Source organism: Candidiatus Paracoxiella cheracis, assembly GCF_049348705.1.
GTDB classification, from domain to species: Bacteria; Pseudomonadota; Gammaproteobacteria; order Coxiellales; family Coxiellaceae; genus Paracoxiella; species Paracoxiella cheracis.
In genome coordinates this window covers 1,395,397-1,418,975 of the sequence record NZ_CP186485.1, presented here as the reverse complement: position 1 = coordinate 1,418,975, position 23,579 = coordinate 1,395,397, and the positions used below count along the sequence as shown (strand labels likewise).

24 protein-coding genes, 1 tRNA gene and 3 pseudogenes are annotated in these 23,579 nt (G+C 42.6%); 4 read left to right on the top strand and 24 right to left on the bottom strand.

What is annotated here, in order from left to right:
* Positions 1 to 322: 322 nt before the first annotated feature.
* A complete protein-coding gene (locus ACJMKR_RS07440; protein ID WP_423062520.1) occupies positions 323 to 547 on the top strand; it encodes an IS3 family transposase in 225 nt (74 codons plus the stop codon).
* 28 nt (positions 548 to 575) lie between these two features.
* Here the strand turns inward: ACJMKR_RS07440 and ACJMKR_RS07435 are convergent.
* From ACJMKR_RS07435 to ACJMKR_RS07415, 5 genes and pseudogenes are all read right to left on the bottom strand, one after another.
* Positions 576 to 860: pseudogene (locus ACJMKR_RS07435) on the bottom strand (DDE-type integrase/transposase/recombinase); the annotation flags it as partial.
* Between the two features lie 53 nt (positions 861 to 913).
* Positions 914 to 1,330, bottom strand: a complete 417-nt coding sequence (locus ACJMKR_RS07430) for a VOC family protein (RefSeq protein ID WP_423062519.1) — start codon at positions 1,328 to 1,330, stop codon at positions 914 to 916.
* A 92-nt stretch (positions 1,331 to 1,422) separates the two neighbouring features.
* Positions 1,423 to 4,479, bottom strand: a complete 3,057-nt coding sequence (locus ACJMKR_RS07425; protein WP_423062518.1) for an efflux RND transporter permease subunit — start codon at positions 4,477 to 4,479, stop codon at positions 1,423 to 1,425.
* Between the two features lie 47 nt (positions 4,480 to 4,526).
* Positions 4,527 to 5,570, bottom strand: a complete 1,044-nt coding sequence (locus ACJMKR_RS07420; RefSeq protein ID WP_423062517.1) for an efflux RND transporter periplasmic adaptor subunit — start codon at positions 5,568 to 5,570, stop codon at positions 4,527 to 4,529.
* 330 nt (positions 5,571 to 5,900) lie between these two features.
* Positions 5,901 to 6,209, bottom strand: coding sequence for an IS1 family transposase (locus tag ACJMKR_RS07415; RefSeq protein WP_423062516.1), 309 nt, complete (start codon positions 6,207 to 6,209; stop codon positions 5,901 to 5,903).
* A 3-nt stretch (positions 6,210 to 6,212) separates the two neighbouring features.
* Between ACJMKR_RS07415 and ACJMKR_RS07410 the strand changes: the two genes are divergently transcribed.
* A complete protein-coding gene (locus ACJMKR_RS07410; protein WP_423062352.1) occupies positions 6,213 to 7,751 on the top strand; it encodes a transposase in 1,539 nt (512 codons plus the stop codon).
* A gap of 53 nt (positions 7,752 to 7,804) precedes the next feature.
* On the opposite strand, the gene ACJMKR_RS07405 is transcribed toward ACJMKR_RS07410, so the two are convergent.
* Both ACJMKR_RS07405 and ACJMKR_RS07400 read right to left on the bottom strand, forming a co-directional pair.
* Positions 7,805 to 8,104, bottom strand: coding sequence for an IS1 family transposase (locus ACJMKR_RS07405; RefSeq protein WP_423062515.1), 300 nt, complete (start codon positions 8,102 to 8,104; stop codon positions 7,805 to 7,807).
* 4 nt (positions 8,105 to 8,108) lie between these two features.
* On the bottom strand, positions 8,109 to 8,378 hold the full coding sequence (locus ACJMKR_RS07400; protein WP_423062514.1) for an IS1-like element transposase: 270 nt from the start codon (positions 8,376 to 8,378) through the stop codon (positions 8,109 to 8,111).
* A gap of 294 nt (positions 8,379 to 8,672) precedes the next feature.
* Here ACJMKR_RS07400 and ACJMKR_RS07395 point away from each other — a divergent pair.
* A tRNA-Arg gene (locus tag ACJMKR_RS07395) sits at positions 8,673 to 8,749 on the top strand.
* Positions 8,750 to 8,796: 47 nt separating this feature from the next.
* Here the strand turns inward: ACJMKR_RS07395 and ACJMKR_RS07390 are convergent.
* Both ACJMKR_RS07390 and ACJMKR_RS07385 read right to left on the bottom strand, forming a co-directional pair.
* Complete coding sequence (locus ACJMKR_RS07390; protein ID WP_423062513.1) at positions 8,797 to 9,657, bottom strand: hypothetical protein; 861 nt, start codon at positions 9,655 to 9,657, stop codon at positions 8,797 to 8,799.
* 80 nt (positions 9,658 to 9,737) lie between these two features.
* A complete protein-coding gene (locus tag ACJMKR_RS07385) occupies positions 9,738 to 10,115 on the bottom strand; it encodes a hypothetical protein (RefSeq protein ID WP_423062512.1) in 378 nt (125 codons plus the stop codon).
* A 198-nt stretch (positions 10,116 to 10,313) separates the two neighbouring features.
* On the opposite strand from ACJMKR_RS07385, the gene ACJMKR_RS07380 reads away from it, so the two are divergent.
* Positions 10,314 to 10,889 carry a DUF366 family protein gene (locus tag ACJMKR_RS07380; protein WP_423062511.1) on the top strand — a complete coding sequence of 192 codons (576 nt, stop codon included), beginning with the start codon at positions 10,314 to 10,316 and terminating at the stop codon, positions 10,887 to 10,889.
* Positions 10,890 to 10,904: 15 nt separating this feature from the next.
* Here the strand turns inward: ACJMKR_RS07380 and ACJMKR_RS07375 are convergent, their stop codons facing one another.
* The 15 genes and pseudogenes from ACJMKR_RS07375 to ACJMKR_RS07305 form a co-directional block, all read right to left on the bottom strand.
* Positions 10,905 to 11,318 carry a hypothetical protein gene (locus ACJMKR_RS07375; RefSeq protein WP_423062510.1) on the bottom strand — a complete coding sequence of 138 codons (414 nt, stop codon included), beginning with the start codon at positions 11,316 to 11,318 and terminating at the stop codon, positions 10,905 to 10,907.
* A gap of 78 nt (positions 11,319 to 11,396) precedes the next feature.
* On the bottom strand, positions 11,397 to 12,374 hold the full coding sequence (locus ACJMKR_RS07370; RefSeq protein WP_423062509.1) for an IS5 family transposase: 978 nt from the start codon (positions 12,372 to 12,374) through the stop codon (positions 11,397 to 11,399).
* Between the two features lie 190 nt (positions 12,375 to 12,564).
* Complete coding sequence (locus tag ACJMKR_RS07365; protein WP_423062508.1) at positions 12,565 to 13,485, bottom strand: hypothetical protein; 921 nt, start codon at positions 13,483 to 13,485, stop codon at positions 12,565 to 12,567.
* Positions 13,486 to 14,180, bottom strand: a pseudogene (locus ACJMKR_RS07360) (IS1 family transposase); the annotation flags it as partial.
* Between the two features lie 3 nt (positions 14,181 to 14,183).
* A pseudogene (locus ACJMKR_RS07355) lies at positions 14,184 to 14,237 on the bottom strand (hypothetical protein); the annotation flags it as partial.
* 50 nt (positions 14,238 to 14,287) lie between these two features.
* Positions 14,288 to 14,962 carry a transposase gene (locus tag ACJMKR_RS07350; protein ID WP_423062507.1) on the bottom strand — a complete coding sequence of 225 codons (675 nt, stop codon included), beginning with the start codon at positions 14,960 to 14,962 and terminating at the stop codon, positions 14,288 to 14,290.
* 65 nt (positions 14,963 to 15,027) lie between these two features.
* Positions 15,028 to 15,207 (bottom strand): hypothetical protein, encoded by a 180-nt coding sequence (locus tag ACJMKR_RS07345; RefSeq protein ID WP_423062506.1) that lies wholly within the window; start codon positions 15,205 to 15,207, stop codon positions 15,028 to 15,030.
* 4 nt (positions 15,208 to 15,211) lie between these two features.
* The gene (locus ACJMKR_RS07340) at positions 15,212 to 15,733 is read right to left on the bottom strand and encodes a hypothetical protein (protein ID WP_423062373.1); all 522 of its coding nucleotides are present in this window, start codon (positions 15,731 to 15,733) and stop codon (positions 15,212 to 15,214) included.
* A gap of 3 nt (positions 15,734 to 15,736) precedes the next feature.
* Entirely contained in the window at positions 15,737 to 16,204 is a 468-nt protein-coding gene (locus tag ACJMKR_RS07335) for a hypothetical protein (protein WP_423062505.1), read from the bottom strand.
* Between the two features lie 56 nt (positions 16,205 to 16,260).
* Positions 16,261 to 16,410: a hypothetical protein gene (locus ACJMKR_RS07330; protein ID WP_423062504.1), complete on the bottom strand. Its 150-nt coding sequence runs from the start codon at positions 16,408 to 16,410 to the stop codon at positions 16,261 to 16,263.
* Positions 16,404 to 16,718 carry a hypothetical protein gene (locus ACJMKR_RS07325; RefSeq protein ID WP_423062503.1) on the bottom strand — a complete coding sequence of 105 codons (315 nt, stop codon included), beginning with the start codon at positions 16,716 to 16,718 and terminating at the stop codon, positions 16,404 to 16,406. The genes ACJMKR_RS07330 and ACJMKR_RS07325 overlap by 7 nt, the downstream gene beginning before the upstream one ends.
* Before the next feature lie 4 nt (positions 16,719 to 16,722).
* Positions 16,723 to 18,999 (bottom strand): hypothetical protein, encoded by a 2,277-nt coding sequence (locus ACJMKR_RS07320; RefSeq protein ID WP_423062502.1) that lies wholly within the window; start codon positions 18,997 to 18,999, stop codon positions 16,723 to 16,725.
* On the bottom strand, positions 18,996 to 21,104 hold the full coding sequence (locus tag ACJMKR_RS07315; protein WP_423062501.1) for a hypothetical protein: 2,109 nt from the start codon (positions 21,102 to 21,104) through the stop codon (positions 18,996 to 18,998). Before ACJMKR_RS07315 ends, ACJMKR_RS07320 begins: the two co-directional genes overlap by 4 nt.
* Positions 21,104 to 22,714: a hypothetical protein gene (locus ACJMKR_RS07310; protein WP_423062500.1), complete on the bottom strand. Its 1,611-nt coding sequence runs from the start codon at positions 22,712 to 22,714 to the stop codon at positions 21,104 to 21,106. The genes ACJMKR_RS07315 and ACJMKR_RS07310 overlap by 1 nt, the downstream gene beginning before the upstream one ends.
* Before the next feature lie 14 nt (positions 22,715 to 22,728).
* Positions 22,729 to 23,301: a hypothetical protein gene (locus ACJMKR_RS07305; protein WP_423062499.1), complete on the bottom strand. Its 573-nt coding sequence runs from the start codon at positions 23,299 to 23,301 to the stop codon at positions 22,729 to 22,731.
* Between the last annotated feature and the right edge of the window lie 278 nt (positions 23,302 to 23,579).

The window sequence follows — 23,579 nt, the reverse complement described above, 5'->3', positions numbered from 1 at the left end:
GCTTGAAAATCAGAAACTCCAACAGCTTGAAATGAATCGCTTGAGGCGAGAAGTGGAGCGCTTATCAATGGAAAATGATTTTTTAAAAAAGGCCGCGGCGTACTTTGCCAAGGACTCAAAGCGAGGTACGCTATGATAAAGAAATATAAGGATCAATTTCCGATACGCTTCATGTGCAGGTTACTCTGCGTATCGAAAAGTGGTTATTACGCGTGGTTAAAGGACAAGCCAAGCAAACGTGAGCTTGAAAATAAATCGTGGTAGTCAATATTGCTCCTTCGATTATCAAAAATTACTGCGTGATCACGAGCTTATTTGCAGCATGAGTAAACGTGGTGATTGTTACGATAATGCGGCAATGGAAAACTGGAATCACAGTTTTAAAGTCGAAGCCATCCATGGTGAGAAATTTAAAACTCGTGATGAGGCTAGAAAACAGGTGTTTGAATACATTGAGGTGTATTACAATCGCAAACGTCTTCACTCGACCCTCGGCTTCTTAGGCCCTGAATCATTTGAAGAACATGAACTAAGAAATGTCGCTTAATGAGGCGTCCTAAAAAGCAGGGTTAGATCACTAGCACAATAGAGCGTAGTTCCGGACCATTGTCGCAACGAAGCTGTTTGGGATAACCTCGATGTTTAGCAATCTGATTGAGCAATCGAACAATACGTAAGCCAGGCAGCGAGTAATCAATCTCAATACCAAGCGCTTCCCGATTAAAATCGTCCAGTACATTAAAGGTTCTGAATCGCCTCCCTGACTGAAGTGAATCGGTCATAAAGTCAATCGACCAGCTGAAGTTGTTTTGTTCGGGTTTTTCAATTACCGTCAATGGCACCGTTAATCGCTTTTCTGGCATCTTCAATACCACGCAGCATAGATATCAAGAAGTGCGCGACACTTCAAAACTCAACTCAACTCAACTCGGATGCCATTGGGGTCTAGGGCCCAAACTTGTGTCAGCGAGATATCTTCAGAATAAAAGGTTTCATACGTTACACCATGATCATTGAGTCTTTCAATGACAGCGTCATAATCTTCTGCATCGACGGTCAAACAAAAATGGTCCACACTTCCTGTTGAAAACCCTGTTTTCTTATTTGCAGTTGCAAGACGATTAAAGTTTTCTTGTTTGCTAGGTGTGTTTGCATCACCTACATGTAGAATAGGGGATTTAACACCTTCTATATAAAAATATTCGGTACCTGAATTGGCATTTGGCATTTTTGGGCCGTGAACTAATCCAATCACTTTGCAATAAAAATCACGAGTGGCTTTCATATCTGCAGTGACAAAATTAATATGATCGAGTGTTTGAATAGGCATTATTTTTCCAGCTTGGTCAGTTACTATATCAGTTAGGTTTGTATTTTATAATCTAACTATTTGTAACGGTAGTCTTATTTTTAATGAATAATTTAGCCATCAATGTAGTTTTCTTGTTCCGCGAGAACATTTTTTGAAGCGCTCGAGCGACGTGTTAATTTATCCATGACAATATAAAAAACAGGGGTGATATACAAGGTAATCAATTGTGAAAAGATAAGACCGCCAACCACAGCGATAACCAGCCCTTGTCGTGCTTCACCACCTGCACCTAAACCAAGTGCTAGAGGTAATGCAGCGACGATGGCACACACGGTTGTCATCATAATAGGTCGAAAGCGAACAGAGCAAGCGCGTTGGATTGCTTCTTTTGCAGAGAGATCACTGGCGCGTTTTGCGTCTAGCGCAAAGTCTACCATGATGATTCCATTTTTCTTAGTAATACCAACCAGCATGATTAAGCCGATGAAACTAAAAATATCTAACTCCTGACCGAAAATATATAAGCAAAGCAGTGCGCCGAACACAGCAAAAGGTAGGGAAGTTAAGATGGTTAGTGGGTGTATAAAGCTTTCATATAAAATCGCTAAAACCATGTAGATCACTAATACAGTAAAACCAAGCAAGATAGGCAGGGTTAGCAATGACTGTTCGAATTTTTGAGCTGATCCCGTAAATGTGCCGCTAACATCACTTGGTAAAACCTGTTTAGAGACATGCTGTATGTTTGATAATACATCGCCTAAGGCATAACCGTGCTCAAGATTAAACGATAAAGTAATCGCGGGCAGTTGGCCGTAATGATTAATCGACAAAGGTCCGGCACTTTGTTTTATTCGCACGACATCGCTAAGCGGGACCATACTACCAGAAGATGATTTTAAATATAGATTGCTGAGGGAATCAACATTGGCTTGATATTTCGGATCAACATCCATAATGACATCGTAATCGCCATCAGAGCGCATAATGCTGCTTACTTGTTCTTGGCCATAGGCAGCATACAAAGTGGATTCGATATCGTTCGGTGTGACTCCTAAAGTAGCTGCCTTTTTACGTAAAATATGCAATTGCAATTCTGGATTATTCATCTGTAAATCACTGTCTACATCGTCAATCCCGGGTAGTGCGGTTAATTTCTCTTCCATAGCATTTGCAGCTTTTTCTAAAGAAGTCCACGACATACCTTGTAAAACATATTGGTAATTACTGTTAGATGATTTTCCCCCGATGCGAATCGCAGGAGGGTTGGTTAAAAATATTTTAAGCCCTGCCACTTGCTTTAGCTGTTTTTTTAGTTGATGAATTATTTGAGAAGCACTCTCGCTTCTTTCCTGGCTAGGCTTTAATTTTATAATTAATCGACCTGTATTGAGACTCGCTGATGCATCAGAACCTTGTCCTACAGAAGAAATCACAGCGGAAACATTTGGATTTTTTTGAATGATTGTTTTTGCGAGATTTTGTTCGTTAAGAAAATCGTTGTAAGTAATACCTTCGGGTGCTTCAATCCCGCCAAAAATCATTCCTGTGTCTTGTGAGGGAATAAATCCTTTAGAAACGAGATTGAATAATAATACCGTCAGAACAACGATAACACCTGCAAATATGAGCACAGTTTTATAGTGATCCAAAGCCCATTCCAAACTTGCCTCATAACCGTTGCGACAATTCAAAAATAATCGATTAAAAATAGAAGGTTTTTCGACGTCGCTGGAATTGGTATGACTTATTAGACGGCTGCATAACATCGGGATGAGTGTTAAGGCAACGAAACCTGAAAATAAAATTGCAAGACTCACAACGGCAGCAAATTCATGAAATAAACGTCCGATAATACCACCCATGAAAAATATCGGTATAAACACAGCTACTAATGAAAGTGTCATGGCAACAACAGTAAAGCTCACTTCTTTTGAGCCTTGTAGGCTGGCAGACAACTTACTCATGCCTTGTTCGACATGACGAATAATGTTTTCAAGCACGACTATCGCGTCATCGATGACAAATCCAACAGCCAAAACTAAAGCCATTAATGAAAGATTGTCTAAGCTAAAGCTCAACAAATACATAACACCAAAGGTGGCAATCACCGAAACGGGAACAGAGAGTGCGGCAATGGTTGTAAATCGAATATTTTTGAAAAATAAATAAATGACCAAAACAACCAAGAAAATAGCTAATAAGAGTGTAAACTCAACATCGTGAATGGCTGAATTGATAAAAGTTGCACGGTTGTAAACTACGTTTAATTTTGCTCCACCGGGTAACTGCTTTGAGAGCTGTGATAAATGTTGCAAGACATTATTTACAACAGTGACCGTATTTGTGCCGGGTTGACGATCAATGGCGAGTACGATTGCTTTTTGATTATTATACCAAGTAACCGCTTTGTCATTCGCTGTGCTGTTTTCAACAGAGGCAATATCTTTTAGACGAATGGGCGCGCCATTTTTAATGCTAATGATGGCATTGGAAAATTGCTTTGCATTATTTAATCCAGCATCAACCTTAATTAAATGATAGAAACCCTCTGTTTGCATTGTGCCTGTTGGTTGATTGCTATTAATGTTCTCGATTGCTTGACTAACATCATCAAAGCTTAATCCACGCGCTTTCATGGCATCGGGTTTTAAATGAATTCTCACTGCATACTGTTGCGCACCAAATACATTGACACTGGCAACACCAGGAATCATAGATAAATTTGATGATAAATAATTTTCTGCATAATTATCGAGTTTTGTCATGGGCATATGTTTGGCAGTCAATGCAAGATATAACACGGGTGAGTCGGCCGGGTTAACCTTGTGAATGGTCGGTGGGCTCGACATTTGGGGAGGAAGTTTGCGTTCTACTTGCAATAAAGCAGATTGCACATCTTGCGCAGCGGCATCAATATTTCGGCTCAATGCAAATTGCATAATGATTTTGGTGGAGCCAGAACTGCTCACTGAAGTCATCGAATTGATACCTGATACGGTGCTTAATTCTTTTTCGAGAGGAGTTGCAACTGAGGTAGCCATGGTTTCGGGGTCGGCACCTGGCAGACTTGCGTTCACGACGAGTGTCGGAAAATCAACATTCGGTAGCTCGCTAATCGGTAAATTCATGTAGGCAAAAACCCCAGCAATGATTAAAGCCAACATAATAATGACTGTTGCTACAGGTCGCTGAATGAAGGGTTTGCAAAAATTCATGGTTTTACTGGCATGGTGTTAGTTGCATTACTTTTTATGATGCTAACAAGTGCATTGTTTTCGAGGTCTGGTGGGAAAACGGTAGCTACTTGGTCGCCTGGTTGTAAGCCTTTCCGAATAAACGTTGTTTGCTTCAATTGTCTTAATACCTGAACCGGTGTAATAATCGTGTGATTACTTTTAATTAAATAAACAAAATTACCTTGTTGATCCGATTGCACTGCACGGCTTGGAATGGCGAGTTGATTTTTTTCAACCGTAAAGATTAACTTAACAATCACAGACTCTCCGGGCCACAGAAAACCTTGCTTATTGGGAAAAGAACCTTTTAACAAAACGGTTCCCGTGTTAGCGTCGACTGTATTATTAATGAAGGTTAATTTTCCGGTGTCGAGTAGTTTTTTGTGTCCACCGTCATAGACTTCCACGGTGAGTGTTCCTAGCTTTTCATATTTCAATAAGGTATCTAAGTCAGCTTGAGGTAAATAAAAATCAACATAGATAGGCGAGAGTTGATTAACAGTTACTAAAGGTTTATCGCTCGATGCATTGACTAAATCGCCTTCTTTTATGGTGACATTACCAGTTTTACCTGATATTGGAGCTAAGATAGTCGTATAATTCAACTTCGCTTGATTTTGTTGTATGGCGGCTTTATCTAGCTTGACGGTACTTAAATTTTCATTAAGTTGAGCCTGCGTTTGATCATATTGCTGTTTGCTGATAAACCCTTTTTTAATGAGAGTCTGATAGCGTGAACTATCTTTCTGTGTCATTTGAAGTTGCGCTTCATCTTTTGACAAATTAGCCTCTGCTTTGGCAAGTGCTGCCTCATAGGTGGTACTGTCAATTTTGAAAAGTAACTGCCCGGCCTTAACGGTTTGACCAGGCGTAAATCCGATTTTTTTTATAATACCTGTAACCTGTGCTTGAATCGCTACAGAGCGCGATGCTTCAACCGTACCTTGAGCTTTTACAAAGAGCGGGGCATCTTTGAGTGTGACCTCTGCCACTTGAACGCTTGTTGCCAAAGCGCGCATGGATTGGCGGCGATGCGTATGGACGTAGCGAAATACGCCAGCAAAAATAACTAGTATGAGGAGGAGTGAAATGACAAGAAAGGCGGATCGTTTTTTTGAGTGCATATCTTATGGCTTTGGCTATTTGACCACAAAGGAAAGTATGGTAGCATACCAACCATTAGTATGCTAATTATTTGTCGCATTATGAATACCCTAGATGATACGCTTTTTCCCATGATACTGTTCAAAACAGCGAGCGCCTGGCGCAATGAGCTTGATCGCAGGCTGAAGCCCTTGGGCTTGAGTCAGGCCAAGTGGCGGGTGGTGCCTCATTTTTGTTGATGGCATCTAAATAACCCTCCCAAACTCGTGCCTATTGATAAATAATCCGATGACAATGTCGTGCAATTTATCCAGTTTAGAAAAGCAAATCGTCTTTCTCGCTAATCGCTTTATTCGTGTGTGCAACGTGAGATGCTTTCGTTCAATCGCTTGGGTATTTTGCTTTCCCACCAAATGTTTTGATTGAGGCAGGTGTCTTTCATATTGGACTTTGGATAAATTTATAAAAATAATTAAAAATTGCTTGACATAGAAACCGAAAAAAAATTTTACGTTGTAAACAACGTTTGTTCGAAAAAATAAAATAAGGAACAAACGATGTTAGCGACAGAAAAACTAAAACAATTCCGTACATTCCTCTACAACATCTTCCCCGCGCGACGCGATGCCAATATGAATTTACTCGATGCCCTTTCAAGCCATGGCCATCGCTGCAAAACACCCATAGAATTATGTGAATCGCCATACTTTGAACGTGAATACAGTAGTATTACCGATGCGATTAGCGATGGTTTGTCGGTAGCAAATTGTTGGGATAGCATGATGAAAATACAATATGAACATGTGAGTCATAGCGATGACCGTGTGATCATTATTGCGGATACGACACCACAGTCGCGTCAAAGTGCACACTGTGTTGAAGATCGCCATGTGGTTTACAGCCCTAATCCAGCACCGGGTAACAAACCGATTACCATTGGACATGAATATTCAACGGTATCACTATTGCCCAATGATGGTGCAGCTCAAGAAAAGCATTGGTTAGTTCCACTGGATACGAGGCGCGTTAAAAGCGATGAAAAAGGCAATGTAGTTGGGATGCAGCAAATTAACCGTTGTATTGCAGACTTAGCGCTTACTCATAAATTGGTGGTTAGCGTGGCTGATTCAAAATATGGTACAGAAGCTTGCCGTAAACTGGTTAGCGAAAATCCCAATTGGGTACATCTTTTCCGTTTTAACAGTACCCGTAATGTTTTCGCGCCCGCATCAATAGAAGATAATACCTCAGGAAGTATAAAACGCTATGGTGATGCGATGAAACTAAACGACAGCACGACTCACCGTGAATCCGATGAGATTGTGCAGCAACCCATTACAACCCGCAGTGGCAAAACTTACCAATTGGAGATTAAAATATGGCGTGACCAATTACTGCGTGGTTCAAAGCAATTTAAAGGATATGAGCATCCTGTTACTGTTGTGCAATTGGTTGCGGTTGATGCTAACGGTAAATCTTTATATAAAAATCCACTCTGGTTAGGACTCGCTGGTGAACGACGTAATGAAATCACAGCATTAGAAGCGTATCACTATTACGATAGACGCTATGACATTGAACACTACTTTCGTTTTGGTAAAGACAAACTGTTATTTGACCGATACCAAACACCGGATGTTAAGCACGAAGAAGATTGGTGGCGGATGACAGCATTAGCGTATACGCAACTTTATCTAGCGAGGAATCTTGCCCCGATTTTACCGAAAAAATGGGAGCGGTATTTGCCGAGCTTCCAAGTGGATAACGAAAAACCATCAATAACTGCGACCCCTTCACAAACGCAACGGGGTTTTTCTACGGTGCTTGATACCGTTGGCACGCCTGCTAATCTCTGCAAACCACGCGGTAATCCGCAAGGCAGAACCAAAGGTGATACGCAGGGGAAACGCACGCGACATCCTGCTATTTTCAAAAATAGCAACTCAAAAATTAAAACGATTCAGAGGACTGAAGAAAAGACGCAAAACTCAGACCCTGAAAAAATAGAGGATTTGATTGGGATAGTAAAATCATGGTTGGATAAAATAAATTTTACACCTGAGCAATTCTACGAATTGCTGCAAAAAACAGCTTAAGATTTAGAAACTCACATTTTTTGATTATTGTCCTAACTGGCAAGGGATTTTATTTATCCAAAGTCCAATTCATAAGCACCCCAATCATCTGTATAGTAAAAGTTGATATCAAATGAGCTCAGTTTTTCTTTCAGTGCTTTAAATGCTGAATCTTTTCTTGGACCAAAATGATAAGCTAACACCTCATGTGTATGGTGATCAATCGCATGCCAAAGCCAACGTTGATTCTGTTTATTTCGAACAAAACTCCACATTTCATCCAGCTCCGCTTCTTCAACTTGTACAACATTAACAGTAACAGACGCACCAAGTGATTCTTTTTCCTTTAAAAGTCGTGTATTGACGCTCTCCAAACCTTCACCCTTTTTTTAATTCACCAATAACAGTGTTAATGCTAATACGTAAAACGCGTGCAGTATCTCTGACGCCACTACCATTCATTGCCATATCAACTATTTTATCTTTAACACCAGGGGCACGAGCATTATGTGTGTAATCTAGAAGAAATGTATTTTTCTCACAAGCATTATTTTTACATTGAAACCTTTGCTTTCCTGTACTGCTGACGCCAAATTTTACAACCTCATGTAAACAGCAGCAGGGGCAAGCAACATTGATTCTTGCCATTCATGCAATCCTTATCCTAATGATTTTCTGAAATAGCAAAATATATCACATCAACAAAAATGAGGCACTACCGGTTTATGCTTGGCAATTGTTCTAGAACCTGCTACCTTACCGGGTTCCAGAGGTGGGGTTACTCATACTGGTGAAGGGCCCGTAGCTCAGGCGAAACGGCCCAGCAAAAAGATCCAGTGAATCTTTTTGCCCGTTGAGCGCCGCCCATGGATGGGTGGCCGTGTGCATAGAGAAGTATGCATGTATTAGTACAGGGATGTACGGAAGATATCGAAAAATTATGGGCCCGTAGCTCAGTTGGATAGAGTACCTGGCTACGAACCAGGCGGTCGGCGGTTCGAATCCGTCCGGGCCCGCCAATTAAAAAAACCACCTATTAGGTGGTTTTTTTAATTGGAGTAGGGCGCTAACTATTCAGTCTGGTATAACCGTTAAAATTGCCTGTTCCTTTATCGGCTTCGTCATCAGTGCTATTACAACTACTACTCATCTGGCTTATCAGTGAAGCTTGGCTAACCGGTCTGTTGGATTTGTTGGATCGATAGGAGGATCTGCTGAATAAACTCCCTGCAGTGTTAGTTTCCGATCTTTCCAGAGGAATTTGTGGAGTGTTTTGGGTTAAATCTTCATTAATTGGAGTGCTGTTTTCTGAGTAACTGCCTTGATGAAGCGTACCTGTTCCATCTCCTTTGGAGTGATATTCAACCTTTTCACCGGTAGGTTTAATGGTATATGCATAAAACTTCATAGCTGGGTATTCTGATGCAAGTTTTTCAAGAAACTCGCGGCCTTCTTCAGGTGAGGAGAATTTCAGTGTTACCTCATTGTCATCGCCGGATATTCTAAATTGCTTCTTAGCCTCGCCTAATTTATTTTTTTTAGCTATTAAATTTTCTCGTTTAGTCGGTGTGTCAGTGCTTAATTGACGCTCAATATCAGAAATTTTTTGGTCAATAAATTTTTTATAGAATTTAATTATTGTATTTATTGTTGTATTGCATCCTCCTTTACTGCTTGAAGCAGGATTAGGGGTCATTGGATTTGTTATTGGTGGGTTTGTTAAAGCAGATTCCTTGGCTGTTGAACTTTTTCGCCTCCCGAACAATCTTGCAAACCAGGAGGAATTATTTTGTTGCGAAGTTGTGCTAGGAGGACTTGTGTTTTCAGGAGGTTCAGGTAAAGCTGTTGGATCTTCGGTTACGTGAATGACAATTCCTGATGAATCATCCTGGTTTCTCGGATTTTTGATGTTGAAAGTAGGAGGCATTGCCCTTCTCCTTTTTGTTTTTTGGCAATCTTTAAGCGTGTCAGAATATTTCTGATACGTTTTGAAGATAGTGGTTTGTTTTAATGGATTAATGTTTTATTATCAGAGGCTTGTATTTCTTCACCATCTGAATTAACTGCTACTTCGGTTGGATCGCTTGTTTCAGTGGAATCACCCATTTCGGCATTACTAGCAGCTAGGACGGAATTTGCAATAAGTCCAGTAGTGCTACTGCGAGTATGTATGACATTATTAATATGAAATAATAATGTGCCCGCTAAAATTTGAATTGGAATTAATATATTAATATAGTCTTGGATGCTAGCATTTTCATTCTTTTGAAACTGCTGAAGGCTCGTGTATAAAAACATACTTGAAGCGGACACAAAGAAAGTGGTTGTCATTTGTCCAAATGGATTTTCTTTCCAAGAGTTAGCATAGTCTATTAAAAATCTCATCTTCTTCTCCTTAAGTTTAAATAAACTGGAAATACATTAGAACGTCAAGCTGAAGAATTTATTAAGTATTTCAATGAAGGCAAGGTATATTTATAAAGATAATTCCGGATTATTCATTAGCAGTTGCCTTGGGTGTGTGCACAATCTAAAATGAGTGCGGATAACTCTTCAGTAACAGCGACAGTTGGAATGCGCTCTATGTTCTTACAAGAAATCATAAAGTACGATGGACATCAGCTTCACCATCGCTTCGCCTATCAATATTTTGCTGATCAATGTCGACCAACGGGCGATATCATCGCTTTCCGCGGTCCGATGGAAGTACTTGAGGACGCCATGATTGATCAAGAAGATGTGATTAACCGCGCATTTATTTATTCCGATGATGCTGTTAATTTTCTCTGGGAAATACCATTGTTGGGGAATAACCGTTTTGGTGCGGTGACCTATCAACGTTTATTCAACACTCAAATTGCTACACTTTTATCATCAGAATTTTTAAATAAACCTGTTCGAATGAAAGGCGATGACATCATGGTCATGAATAATAATCGTACTTTCGGTAAAGCAAGCGTGAGTATCACACACGTTAAAAATCATGCGGCATTGGGTCATACGGGAATCAATATTAAGGCTGGCAACAGGGCGCCCGACATTGCTTATTCAACGCATTTGAGCGATGAAGCTGTTAACAAATTTGCCGAGGCGGTGGTTAATTTATTTCACGATATGAATCGGGATATGTTTGTGGCTACATCAAAAATAAGGGTCTGAGTATGAAGATCACTTTTATCGGCTGACTTTCTTCACGAAAGTGTAAAAAACAATCCAGGCGGCGGTTGCAGCCACGGCTGCAATACCTATCGGTAAGCGGTAGGACACAATTAATAAAAACCCACCGACAACGCTGATGGTGCCATCCAATAACATGCGAATACCCCATAACGTTCCAAAGACTTCCCCTTGAATTTCTGAATCTGCTGCTTCAGATACTTTCAAGGTGTAATTTGTCGATGCCATACCGAGTGCAAAGCCAATAATCACGAACAATATGAGCAATAACCAAATCGGTGGAACAAATAGTAAGGCAACGAGAATAATAGCAATGGTGGCGAGACTCGTGAGAATCAGCCGGCGAACACTGATAAAACGCGCTAAATTATAGCTCAACCAACCACATCCAACGGCGATGGCAGCCGACAATAAAACTGTGTACCAAGCAATTTGTAGAGGCGTGGGGCTTTGTTGCCTAACCTCACGGCTTTGTCTGTGTCGCAAAATTTAGGCGCAACGATAACTCGCCGGCATTCCTAGCCGTGTCATTTTATTTAACACACCACAACCGATCATTGATTCGATTTTTTGCCGTACAAAATCTCGAGCATGTAACGTACTACCCAATATTCTTTTGTAGCGTTGAATCGCCAACTCTGAATAATTCCGATAACCGTATTGTCTTATTCGTTGCCAAGCCATTCGGCCCAATGCTTTTAGTTGCTTAACATTACCATTACGTTGTGTATGATTATTTTTATCATAAACAGCATCACTATCAGGCGGCATTATTATAGCGGCTCCTTTAAAGTAATTTGATAATATTTCATAAACAGGATTCTTATCGTAGGCACCATCGGCGCTGACATGGCCCACTTTGCAAGTAAGTTGCTTTGATAACGTTGCAACGCTTTGGCAATCCGCCGTAAAGCGATCCGTTAAATCATTACCATGAATAATATGTTTATTATCAACGGCTATATGCAATTTACGCCAACTCCGTTTGGCTGATAATGTATATGTTTCCTGATGCCATTCACCTCTGCCAAACCGTTTTAACCCAGTGGAGTCAAGGGCGATAGCCACAACGCTTTTATCTGCCGATTCCGTTTTCCTGTAACGAGGCGACTGAATAGTTAAAAGCGCTAACCGTTTTGACAAGCAACTGTAATCCGGTGATTTTATATTAAGGGCTTTCATCTTGAAAATTGAATTCATAAACCCTTGACATTGCCTCAACGCTAAACGAAAAACTTGCCGAATTTCATGGCACGTAATGATCGCAAGATCCGTGAACTTTTGGGGTGCGCCTTTGCCATCATACACACGATCTTTTTCATACCACGAATGAATAATATCATCGGATATCCAGATTTCAATATTGGCACGATTGCGTAATGCATTATTATATTCACGCCAATTGCTCACCTTGTATTTCTGCTTGGGAATCGTCCAGCCTTTTTTGTTTGGATATTTATTTGGCATATGAGGCGCCCTCTGCTTAAAAATCGTGGGGTGCTGATTATAATATAGACAGCAAAAATTACATAGATTGTTCATGTTTTAGTTAGGCAACAAAGCCGTTTGCAATCACGACAGCTTGTATATTGGACTTTGGATAAATAAAATCCCTTGCCAGTTAGGACAATAATCAAAAAATGTGAGTTTCTAAATCTTAACCTGTTTTTTGCAGCAATTCGTAGAATTGCTCAGGTGTAAAATTTATTTTATCCAACCATGATTTTACTATCCCAATCAAATCCTCTATTTTTTCAGGGTCTGAGTTTTGCGTCTTTTCTTCAGTCCTCTGAATCGTTTTAATTTTTGAGTTGCTATTTTTGAAAATAGCAGGATGTCGCGTGCGTTTCCGCTGCGTATCACCTTTGGTTCTGCCTTGCGGATTACCGCGTGGTTTGCAGAGATTAGCAGGCGTGCCAACGGTATCAAGCACCGTAGAAAAACCCCGTTGCGTTTGTGAAGGGGTCGCAGTTATTGATGGTTTTTCGTTATCCACTTGGAAGCTCGGCAAATACCGCTCCCATTTTTTCGGTAAAATCGGGGCAAGATTCCTCGCTAGATAAAGTTGCGTATACGCTAATGCTGTCATCCGCCACCAATCTTCTTCGTGCTTAACATCCGGTGTTTGGTATCGGTCAAATAACAGTTTGTCTTTACCAAAACGAAAGTAGTGTTCAATGTCATAGCGTCTATCGTAATAGTGATACGCTTCTAATGCTGTGATTTCATTACGTCGTTCACCAGCGAGTCCTAACCAGAGTGGATTTTTATATAAAGATTTACCGTTAGCATCAACCGCAACCAATTGCACAACAGTAACAGGATGCTCATATCCTTTAAATTGCTTTGAACCACGCAGTAATTGGTCACGCCATATTTTAATCTCCAATTGGTAAGTTTTGCCACTGCGGGTTGTAATGGGTTGCTGCACAATCTCATCGGATTCACGGTGAGTCGTGCTGTCGTTTAGTTTCATCGCATCACCATAGCGTTTTATACTTCCTGAGGTATTATCTTCTATTGATGCGGGCGCGAAAACATTACGGGTACGGTGGTGCCTCATTTTTGTTGATGGCATCTAAATAACCCTCCCAAACTCGTGCCTATTGATAAATAATCCGATGACAATGTCGTGCAATTTATCCAGTTTAGAAAAGCAAATCGTCTTTCTCGCTAATCGCTTTATTCGTGTGCGCAACGTGAGATGCTTTCGTTCAATCGCTTGGGTATTTTGCTTTCCCACCAAATGTTTTGATTGAGGCAGGTGTCTTTCATAAGCACCCCAATCATCTGTATAGTAAAAGTTGATATCAAATGAGCTCAGTTTTTCTTTCAGTGCTTTAAATGCTGAATCTTTTCTTGGACCAAAATGATAAGCTAACACCTCATGTGTATGGTGATCAATCGCATGCCAAAGCCAACGTTGATTCTGTTTATTTCGAACAAAACTCCACATTTCATCCAGCTCCGCTTCTTCAACTTGTACAACATTAACAGTAACAGACGCACCAAGTGATTCTTTTTCCTTTAAAAGTCGTGTATTGACGCTCTCCAAACCTTCACCCTTTTTTTTAATTCACCAATAACAGTGTTAATGCTAATACGTAAAACGCCTGCAGTATCTCTGACGCCACTACCATTCATTGCCATATCAACTATTTTATCTTTAACACCAGGGGCACGAGCATTATGTGTGTAATCTAGAAGAAATGTATTTTTCTCACAAGCATTATTTTTACATTGAAACCTTTGCTTTCCTGTACTGCTGACGCCAAATTTTACAACCTCATGTAAACAGCAGCAGGGGCAAGCAACATTGATTCTTGCCATTCATGCAATCCTTATCCTAATGATTTTCTGAAATAGCAAAATATATCACATCAACAAAAATGAGGCACTACCCGGGTACTGTTAAAACGGAAAAGATGTACCCAATTGGGATTTTCGCTAACCAGTTTACGGCAAGCTTCTGTACCATATTTTGAATCAGCCACGCTAACCACCAATTTATGAGTAAGCGCTAAGTCTGCAATACAACGGTTAATTTGCTGCATCCCAACTACATTGCCTTTTTCATCGCTTTTAACGCGCCTCGTATCCAGTGGAACTAACCAATGCTTTTCTTGAGCTGCACCATCATTGGGCAATAGTGATACCGTTGAATATTCATGTCCAATGGTAATCGGTTTGTTACCCGGTGCTGGATTAGGGCTGTAAACCACATGGCGATCTTCAACACAGTGTGCACTTTGACGCGACTGTGGTGTCGTATCCGCAATAATGATCACACGGTCATCGCTATGACTCACATGTTCATATTGTATTTTCATCATGCTATCCCAACAATTTGCTACCGACAAACCATCGCTAATCGCATCGGTAATACTACTGTATTCACGTTCAAAGTATGGCGATTCACATAATTCTATGGGTGTTTTGCAGCGATGGCCATGGCTTGAAAGGGCATCGAGTAAATTCATATTGGCATCGCGTCGCGCGGGGAAGATGTTGTAGAGGAATGTACGGAATTGTTTTAGTTTTTCTGTCGCTAACATCGTTTGTTCCTTATTTTATTTTTTCGAACAAACGTTGTTTACAATGTAAAATTTTTTTTCGGTTTCTATGTCAAGCAATTTTTAATTATTTTTATAAATTTATCCAAAGTCCAATTTAAGGCTGCAAACACTGTCTCTGAAAACGTCTCCACCCATTTTTTAACGAGAAAGACAACGCCGAGCTTTGCTACAAAAATAATGCCTGCAATCGTGTCGTTATTAAGTTTTTTAAAAAGATCGCTCATCGTTTCACCTTTGACAAATCCACTGCGACCAATCATCACAACATTCGGGCACGACCACACAACGCTGGTCAGGCGGTAACGTGGTTGTGACCGGACCCCGGGTAGGCACTGTGGTGGTAAAAAATGAGGGAGTTGTAGTAACGGTTGTGCTCATGGTTGTGCTGCTCGAATAATCCGTTGACGCAGGCGTTGTGGTAACGGTGCCATCTTCAGAGTCAAAACGGCTCAGATATTCGATGAGTGCCAGCAGCAATGCAATACCGGCCAACGCAAGTACTACCTTCAGACCCGTTTTTACCCGTGGATGCAGCGATATGTTTCGTAGCAATCCCGTGATGCGCTCATACTCAGGTCGTGTACGCATCGAATGCGTTGACTCGAAGGTGGCATAGTAAGGAGGGGGCTCAGCTATAAAGCACGTTTCCTCCTCGCGACCCTGATATCTGTCGTTGCCAACCATACACCAGGTCTCTAATGGAATGGATTCTTCAGGTATTAATAAGGCGCTTTCATCAGTGTGACGCATGATTCAGACTCCTGTTTTGTCTAACGATTGAAACGATTTTAGTCGAACAGCCCGCACAACATTATCAATCATGGTGCAAAGCTTCTTTTGCGAGGGCTCAAAAAAGAGCTTCCCCGTATTATTTAATAAGTGCGCTAATTCTTTAGCCTCATCGAGTTTTAAGATTAAACTGCGCGCGTCCGATAACGCTGTATTGATCAGAATATTTCTGTTGCCCGAGCGATTCACCGCATACAAGGCATTATCAATATCGCCGTCGAACCAAGTGGGTTTTTGCGTGTAACAAAAGCACATGAATTCCCCGTGCGCAATGTGATAAGGGTTTTTAAAATCCACAATATTCACCACTTCACCGGCTGTGTATTCACGATTTTTAGCATCGTCCACCGTACAAGCTCCATGCAGGGATTCAAACAAACGGCTCATCGTCACCCGCTTGTTTGCTTGTCCAGGTGTTGCAATGACAAACACATCATCCTGCTCAAGCTAGGTTGCTTCCGGCAGTTCACTGATCTTTTTACCCGTACTCATGCGCCTACCTCCAGTAATAAGGCAGCGTTATTCTCTAACAACACGGGTGCGCCATTTTCTTGTAATAAGGCAGACGGTCTGACAGGTGGTGGTTTTCTATCTTCACTCAGCAATACAATAATTTTTGTAGCATAACCCGTTAACATAGCACCCCGCCTAATAAAGTGATCCGTGTCGCCTGCACACTGTCACTCATCATTTTCACCGCACGTAATCCGCAACAATGCGGTTGCAAATTCGTGATCATCACCCCTTTCTTCTCTGATTGGGTTAAATCAAAACGGACATCCAGCGGATAGTATTCAAACCCATCGAGCGATCCCACAAGCCTTAATGCACGACCGGCAATCCCGTCCGGGATATAAAGCGTCGCTAACGTGCAATCCAATAACAACTGTGGATTGCTCTCTGTTTGTCCCGCCTCAATCACAAATGTCAGTCGATTGTTCATCATTGCCTCATAACGTTAGCCAGTAGCCGTACTTTTTATTTTTCGCATCAAGCCCTAAATCACTTGCCTGGGGAATGCGGATAATCCAACGCTGCATCGCAATAGCTATTTGTTTCGTCAACTCATTGACGTCCATGCCTGCGTGAAAATGAAGGACTAACACATTCTCAACACCCGTCGGCTTGCTCGGAAACGACAAACCGATTTGATGAAACAAGAGCGCATAGTCGTCGGTATTGTTGGAAAACTTCAACACAGCGCCGTTGTGCGGCAGCGCGGTAATTTTTAAATGGTACGCCTCACCACCACCTGTTTTCGTCACCAATACATCAATCAATTGTTCTGTTGTTTGAATATCTTTTAAATCGATGTTTAAAGTGCTACGTTTGCCTGGCAACACGCGCTGGATTATATCGCCTGTAAACACAATATGCACCGCTCCTTGAATAACATTGGGAGGGGAACCACCCGGTATATAGTAGGGGTGTGCGCGATGCGTGCCGTAGTCTTGCGTCGGAATTTCAATAAAAGTCCTGTACTGATAATAACCGAACCGTTTTCCAAAATACGTAGCGTAATCTTGCACATTCTTTGAAGTAAACGTGAGTTTCACTGCGGGTGGTTTTGTATCACTGCCGTGCTCCAGGATAGTAGTTTGCAACTTCCGAGTCCCGTAAGGTGATTTAACACACGCAATGTCGTCCCAATTACCAATGGGTCCGTCAGCAATAGGTATATAGCGTCCTCGGCCACGGCAATACCAATCCCAGCCAACCCGTTCGTTCGGATGCCAGTTATAAACGTATTTAATCGTTGCTTCGGTAGCACTGTTTTTGGTGATCCTAATATCATAGGGGTAATGCTCTTTACTTTTAGACAACAGAATCGTCGGCGCTTGGCTCGCATCCCATTCCGATGTAAATTCACCATTTTTAAGACCCAAGTCCACTTCGTTATTTTTTAGATTGCTGTAAAACAACGGTTGTGCCAGATCTTGTGTAAATTGAATATCGAGCGCACTTAACGCTGGCACCAATCGATTGATTTTAATCCCCGTGTCATCCACAAAGTCATCCCAATAATACAAACCCCCGCTAAGCTCCACCGCGTAATTCGGTGAATCCGCTCCCTTTAAACGTTGCACAATCTCTCCGGTTTTATTGAGACCTGCAAATTGTCCTTGCCGAAACGCTGTGGGAAGACCCGCTTCTTCCTGGTGCAAACACGAGTCTCCAATACTGGTCCAGCCGCCAAAAAACGCGCCACTGATATTGTCAGCATGAGACGTTTCAATTGCTAATAACTGACCCGTATCGACTTCATACCAATTCGCCGTGATCCCCATTTTAAAATCCACCCCTGTCGGGAAATCCAAATACAGTAAAGCCACATCATCACAGGTATATCCATCGGTTTCGGGAAGTGGCGGAATCGTTACTACCTGTTGCTGCAAACTCATTACAGGACTGGCCGTTAGCGTCCCCAATGAAATCGGCGACTCCGTCTTGCCGTTTTTCGTGCGTAAAAAAACAATATTTATCGGGGCAAAGGGTTCGCTGTTCAGCCATCGAAAATAATGACTAAGCCGAAGCGTTTTACCCTGAAAGGCATTGTAAGCGCCGAGTTTACAACCCAATCGCACAAAAGACGTTGCAGTGGGCTGCGCATCTTGTACGGTTAAGAGCAGTTCGTACTGCGGATTATGAGCTAAATTCGCTGGTGCTTCTTGAAATTCGTAATACAATCGGTAATCGACATCGCTTCCCGCCCACAAATTCCAGCCATACGCAATCGGTGTACCCATGTCCTGTAAACACCAATTGTAGGCTTGATTAAACGCTTGGCCATTTTGCTCACTAAAATCCGTGGGGTGAATGGGGCTATTAAAACCATACGAAGGACAGAGATTTTGCTGGTGACTCCTATTATATAGTGCGATCCCATCACCAGCGCCGGTTTGAGGAAAGTTGTTGCGCGTAAAAATCGTCTGGCCCGCATCATTCATTAAAGCGATATCATAGAGCTCCGATTGCGTGTCATCCGTCTCATCAAACGGATAGCAATAAATCGGATGAGGTAAGGCCCCTGCATTATTCAATCTGATTTGCGTCACTCCTTGGTAGGGGTTTTGAGTGTCGCCCGTCGCGATATAAACCGCTTTGGGTTTTTGAGTCGTTGCACTTTTAAAATAGAGCGTACCGACTGCGGGCAACCGTGTTAACGGATCAATCACACTTTGTTGCAGTGGTGGAGCTAGAATTAATTCGTCTGTGTTTATAGTCATTTTTTTTGCTCATTCGGCAGTAATAGCGACTCTGCTATACCCAACCCTTTAAACGGTATCGCAAAGCGTTTTTCCGTCGCCATTTTTTTAACATCTTTTGACAACCCGCTGTAACGTGCTAACGTTTTCGGGTTCGTGAGATACTGTCCCATTTTGCGACCCCCTAATGTTAATCCCGCCAACGGTCCCCATAACCATGGATGGGATAATAAACCCAACCCAGCCGCACCAGCAGTACCGTATTTAATAGCGGGCATCATCATTTTCCCGCTTCGCGCAACCCCCTTTTTAGCGCGAGCCGCTTTCGTTAATTCATTCATCGCTAGTAACCGCTTAAATTTCTGGCGCGTTATAGAATCGAGTAATTGGCTTTTCGCATCCGCATCTTTTAACCCTTGTTTTGCGTATAAAGTCGATAATGTAACCGGTGAAATCCGGTCGCCCGATTGACCTTCCTGAATACGGTTTGCAATGTGGGACAAAAAGAGCTTGTGTTTTAAGTCTTGAGGTAATTGACTTAATAACGCCTGGTGCTCACGCTTCATTAATGTCGTATAAACAGCATGCGTTTTACCCGACAATAGATGATGAATAGCCGGCTTTTCCCACACCTCATAATAATGTGATTTTGCAAATTGATGCGCTTTCTTTAAAGCAGGGACTACATTCGTTAAGCCCTGCATGTGCGCGTTGTGCGCGTAATCGTCATGCAATGCAGCCGCCATAGCATTAAATGCTTTTTGGGTATCGGTATTCCCTTTACCGCCTTCATCACGCGCTTTTGCTTTTAAATCACTTTCAAGTTGGCGTGCTTCCGTAAAACTGGGGTGTGTCGTTTCATACTGGAATGTCAATGGATTTAACTGCGACGTTGGTTTGTGTAAATACGATTTTAATAACGCCTGTTGCGGCGCGGTAAAATCGGGCAACGGCGAGCGAATGCCTTTTTGAATTTTGTCCGCTTCGCCCGTTAAATACTGTTGCACCGTTTTTCTAAAATTCGGCAGCTCCGTTAATTTAAAATTAATGCCCTGTAACGCCGACTCAATCGGCGCATACGGTTTTTGCATCTGTTGATACGCTGCCTCACGGGCTTGCTCTAAGCCAGCATGAATATCATTGCCTAACTCAGGTAAAGACGAATCACCGCGTAAATGATCAATCAATTGCTGTGCAGCTTGGTCCGTATCATAAAGACCCGATTCCATGTGCGCGTTATAGTGCGAAAACGGTAACCACGATAAACCGCTTTCTAACTTTTGTAACCGACGCGAACCTGACAACGTTCCCAAACTCGTTGGAAATTGCGGGCCCACCGTTTTTAACAGTTGGTTTGCTTCTTCTGGCGTACGCACCTCAGGATTACGCGCGCCTGCCACAGTCGTATAACGAGCATCTTTTTCGGCCATATTTAACGGGATGCGTCCTAGTGCAGCTTTACCTAAAAATGGAAGGTCTGCTAAAAATGATGTCCCCAAGCCTTCAATGCCACTGCCGCCTTCTGCTTTATTAAAACCACCCCAATAGCCCGCACGCACTGCCGTATCACGAATCCCAGGAATGAGCTTTCTTGCCAAGCGCCCACCTTTTTCAACGCCAAGCGGCAGTAACTTACCAAAACCCTTAACGACTGCCTTTTCACCTAAAGCCAAGGGACCACCCGCGCCCAAAAACTCCGCAAATTGGCCAGCAGGGTCGCCTTGAATACCAAACGCATTATCAATTTGTGCAGACGTCATCGGCGCACCTTCTGGAATACCGTGATACAGCTTATGCGGCAAATTCACCACTGGCCGGCCTAATTGCACAAAACCAGCTAATAACCCTTTAGGAATAGCCTCCAATGCCTGTACGGGATGATTCATGAATTCCATTGTCGCCTGACTCGGAAGCTGAGCAACGTGACCCAATGTTGAAACAAAATGAGCAGGAATATTTTTAATATCGTCCCACCAACTTGGATTTTCAGCTTCCGACTTTTTTTGACGGCTATTCATAAAAACGGTCATATCAGCGCGTGAAGGTTGATAGCTTCCTGGATCTCCACTCACTAACGAGGAGTCAACGGCTGCTAAATCTTTTCTGTTTGGTACGTAAGTCATCATTACCTCAATTGATTCCATACCTGTTGACGCTGTTCAGAACTCAAGCCTTGTACCCACTTTAAAAATTCTGCTTTACTGTTAAACGTGGGTATCTTTATTTGCATATTGAATTGCTGTGACGCTTGCGTCCCTTGTTGCGCTTGTTTTTGCTGCTGGCCGAGTGGTTGCAATACTGTCGCACTGCCTCTGCCAAATGCTTTATTAATTTGTTGGTCCACGTACCCCTGCGATCTTGTAGCGACCTCAGGAGAAACCTGCGAACGAAGAATTTTTAATTGACCGTACGCCTGCTTTTGCACCTCTTTCATCAATTCAACACCCGCTTGTCCTGCTAACGCACGAATGCGTGCCGCCGTCTGTTCCGCAGATAATATTTTTGCTGCTAAGAAACGCGCTTGTTTATCAATATCTGCTGGGTTTTTTGAGAACGCATCGGCTATTTGTGCGAGTGAATACCCTGCAAACGTACGGGCATACGGCGCTAACCCCGCTGTAATAAATGGACTAAGGGAGTTAACCTCGGCAACAGCAGAACGCCGGTTTTGAATTTGTGTAACTGCGCCGGTAGTCGCAGGATAAATTGGCTTCACATCTTGTAAGGAAACACCACGCTGTTTTGCTAATTCTTTTAATGAGACCCCTTCAGAAATATATTTTGCAGCTTCCATCGGATAAATACCCATGCCTTGCGCGGTCGCGATATATTCTAAGCGGCCTTGCGGTGTCATGTTATTACCACGGTAATAACCACCGCGCATGTTTTTATAATCAGCATCGGTTTCATAAGCGCGTTTAGCTGCTTGTGTGCGCGGGTCATTCTCACCAAAGAGGTTTTTATACGCTTGCGCTGTTTGCCACTCACCCATCAAGCCATTACCTTTAGGCAATATTTTTTGAAGCAACTGCGATTTAATATATTGCACGGGGGTAACGAGTGAGCCGCCTAATGTCGTTGGCATGGCTTGAGCTGTCGGCGTTGTCGTTGAGCCACTATGAGCAGCAGCTTGTTGTTGCGCCACTTGCTGTGCTTGATTTGGCGTTAATCCACCTAACTTAAAAGCCACCTCGGGCGCAGGCGTAAAAAAACTATTCTGTTGCGTTGCGGGTTGCCTATTATCTTGCACTGCAAACGGTACGCCCAATTTTGTCGGTGCGACAGGCGTGTGTGATGCATTATTCTGTGTCGATCGCTGTTCAGCTGACTGCGCTTCTGGCTCATTGGCATAACCTTGCGGACGAAGTCCAAATAAAAATGATAGATAGGGGTCATGTGCTAAAAAGGGATGCGCCATATTAAATCGTAAAGTATCGGCTTGAGCATTGCTCAAACCAATATGCGATTTTAGTTGCTCCGGCAAATACTGATTGTTAATCGCCATACGGTGATTTAATAAATCTTGCATCGTCACATGACCCAAGGCTAACGGCATCGCCGTTTTTTGTATTGCATTATTTTGCGCGTTCGTCGCGCCAATGGTACTGCGCAACGTACCCATTTGATTAAGCGCTTTACCTAAACCAAACGTATTCCCAATCGCAGCGCGCATATTCAACAGCAGTGGACTGACACCATCACTATTTAAGGTAGGATCGATAACACCAAATCCCATCGGTTTTTCTCCCGTTATACAAAGAGACTAGTAATATCAGCAATACCGCCTGCCGTTCCCAAAAAACCACCAAAGTTTCTCGCACCTTGCGTATCGCGATTAATGTTGCCTTGCAATTGCGCTTCATTGGCCGCGTTTAATAAATTATTGCGATTGCCAAGTGCGCCCAAACCCGTTGGATACATATTACCCAAGCCCGTTAAACCCATACTGTGCAATTGCATCGCGCGATTGACGTAATCATTTTGGAATTGTCCGACATCACTCGATAACTGCCCTTGTAAGGCTTTTTGCAATTGACCGCTACCGAGCATACCGCTATTGGCGCCTAACGCTTGCATGTGCTTACTCACCGCCTGTAACACATTCTGTTGATACGGGCTCATCTGAAAACCCTGTGCCCACTGGTCTTGTACACGATTAGGGTTGGCTGCATCTTGATGCAATTGCGGCAACATCCACTGACCCGCTTGTGTACCGTTATGAATAAACGGATTATAACCGCCCGCTAATTGCCGGGTTTGATTCGCATACTGATTGTAATCACCCGAAGTATTTCCACCGCCCAAAAAATCTAAAAAACTCATTGCTTTTCTCCCAGCGTTTCACCCAACGCTACTTTTTTCCAAACGGTTTTATTCCCGCTCTCACGATGCGCGCCATGGAGAGCGAAGCGAAGGCGCGTATTCCGCGGTAGGCTCGGATTTTTTGCCGAGCGTAAGCGACTGCAAAAAATCTTTACGAGCCGTCAAGTCATTTGAGAGCCCGTGCGTAGTCGAGCCGTGAGGTCGCGGAGCGCGGGCGACGAGGACGTCCGCGGCTATTTAAGTTGTCGCGTATTGCGAGTCGATTATTGACAGGGATG

Excerpts from the sequence above, each read along its gene's own strand:
- ACJMKR_RS07440 (WP_423062520.1), top strand. The coding sequence starts at position 323 with ATGAGTAAACGTGGTGATTGTTACGATAATGCGGCAATGGAAAACTGG.
- ACJMKR_RS07430 (WP_423062519.1), bottom strand. The coding sequence starts at position 1,330 with ATGCCTATTCAAACACTCGATCATATTAATTTTGTCACTGCAGATATG.
- ACJMKR_RS07425 (WP_423062518.1), bottom strand. The coding sequence starts at position 4,479 with ATGTTGGCTTTAATCATTGCTGGGGTTTTTGCCTACATGAATTTACCG.
- ACJMKR_RS07420 (WP_423062517.1), bottom strand. The coding sequence starts at position 5,570 with ATGCGCGCTTTGGCAACAAGCGTTCAAGTGGCAGAGGTCACACTCAAA.
- ACJMKR_RS07410 (WP_423062352.1), top strand. The coding sequence starts at position 6,213 with ATGTTAGCGACAGAAAAACTAAAACAATTCCGTACATTCCTCTACAAC.
- ACJMKR_RS07400 (WP_423062514.1), bottom strand. The coding sequence starts at position 8,378 with ATGGCAAGAATCAATGTTGCTTGCCCCTGCTGCTGTTTACATGAGGTT.
- ACJMKR_RS07390 (WP_423062513.1), bottom strand. The coding sequence starts at position 9,657 with ATGCCTCCTACTTTCAACATCAAAAATCCGAGAAACCAGGATGATTCA.
- ACJMKR_RS07385 (WP_423062512.1), bottom strand. The coding sequence starts at position 10,115 with ATGAGATTTTTAATAGACTATGCTAACTCTTGGAAAGAAAATCCATTT.
- ACJMKR_RS07380 (WP_423062511.1), top strand. The coding sequence starts at position 10,314 with ATGTTCTTACAAGAAATCATAAAGTACGATGGACATCAGCTTCACCAT.
- ACJMKR_RS07370 (WP_423062509.1), bottom strand. The coding sequence starts at position 12,374 with ATGCCAAATAAATATCCAAACAAAAAAGGCTGGACGATTCCCAAGCAG.
- ACJMKR_RS07365 (WP_423062508.1), bottom strand. The coding sequence starts at position 13,485 with ATGCCATCAACAAAAATGAGGCACCACCGTACCCGTAATGTTTTCGCG.
- ACJMKR_RS07350 (WP_423062507.1), bottom strand. The coding sequence starts at position 14,962 with ATGTTAGCGACAGAAAAACTAAAACAATTCCGTACATTCCTCTACAAC.
- ACJMKR_RS07345 (WP_423062506.1), bottom strand. The coding sequence starts at position 15,207 with ATGAGCGATCTTTTTAAAAAACTTAATAACGACACGATTGCAGGCATT.
- ACJMKR_RS07340 (WP_423062373.1), bottom strand. The coding sequence starts at position 15,733 with ATGCGTCACACTGATGAAAGCGCCTTATTAATACCTGAAGAATCCATT.
- ACJMKR_RS07330 (WP_423062504.1), bottom strand. The coding sequence starts at position 16,410 with ATGTTAACGGGTTATGCTACAAAAATTATTGTATTGCTGAGTGAAGAT.
- ACJMKR_RS07325 (WP_423062503.1), bottom strand. The coding sequence starts at position 16,718 with ATGATGAACAATCGACTGACATTTGTGATTGAGGCGGGACAAACAGAG.
- ACJMKR_RS07320 (WP_423062502.1), bottom strand. The coding sequence starts at position 18,999 with ATGACTATAAACACAGACGAATTAATTCTAGCTCCACCACTGCAACAA.
- ACJMKR_RS07315 (WP_423062501.1), bottom strand. The coding sequence starts at position 21,104 with ATGATGACTTACGTACCAAACAGAAAAGATTTAGCAGCCGTTGACTCC.
- ACJMKR_RS07310 (WP_423062500.1), bottom strand. The coding sequence starts at position 22,714 with ATGGGATTTGGTGTTATCGATCCTACCTTAAATAGTGATGGTGTCAGT.
- ACJMKR_RS07305 (WP_423062499.1), bottom strand. The coding sequence starts at position 23,301 with ATGAGTTTTTTAGATTTTTTGGGCGGTGGAAATACTTCGGGTGATTAC.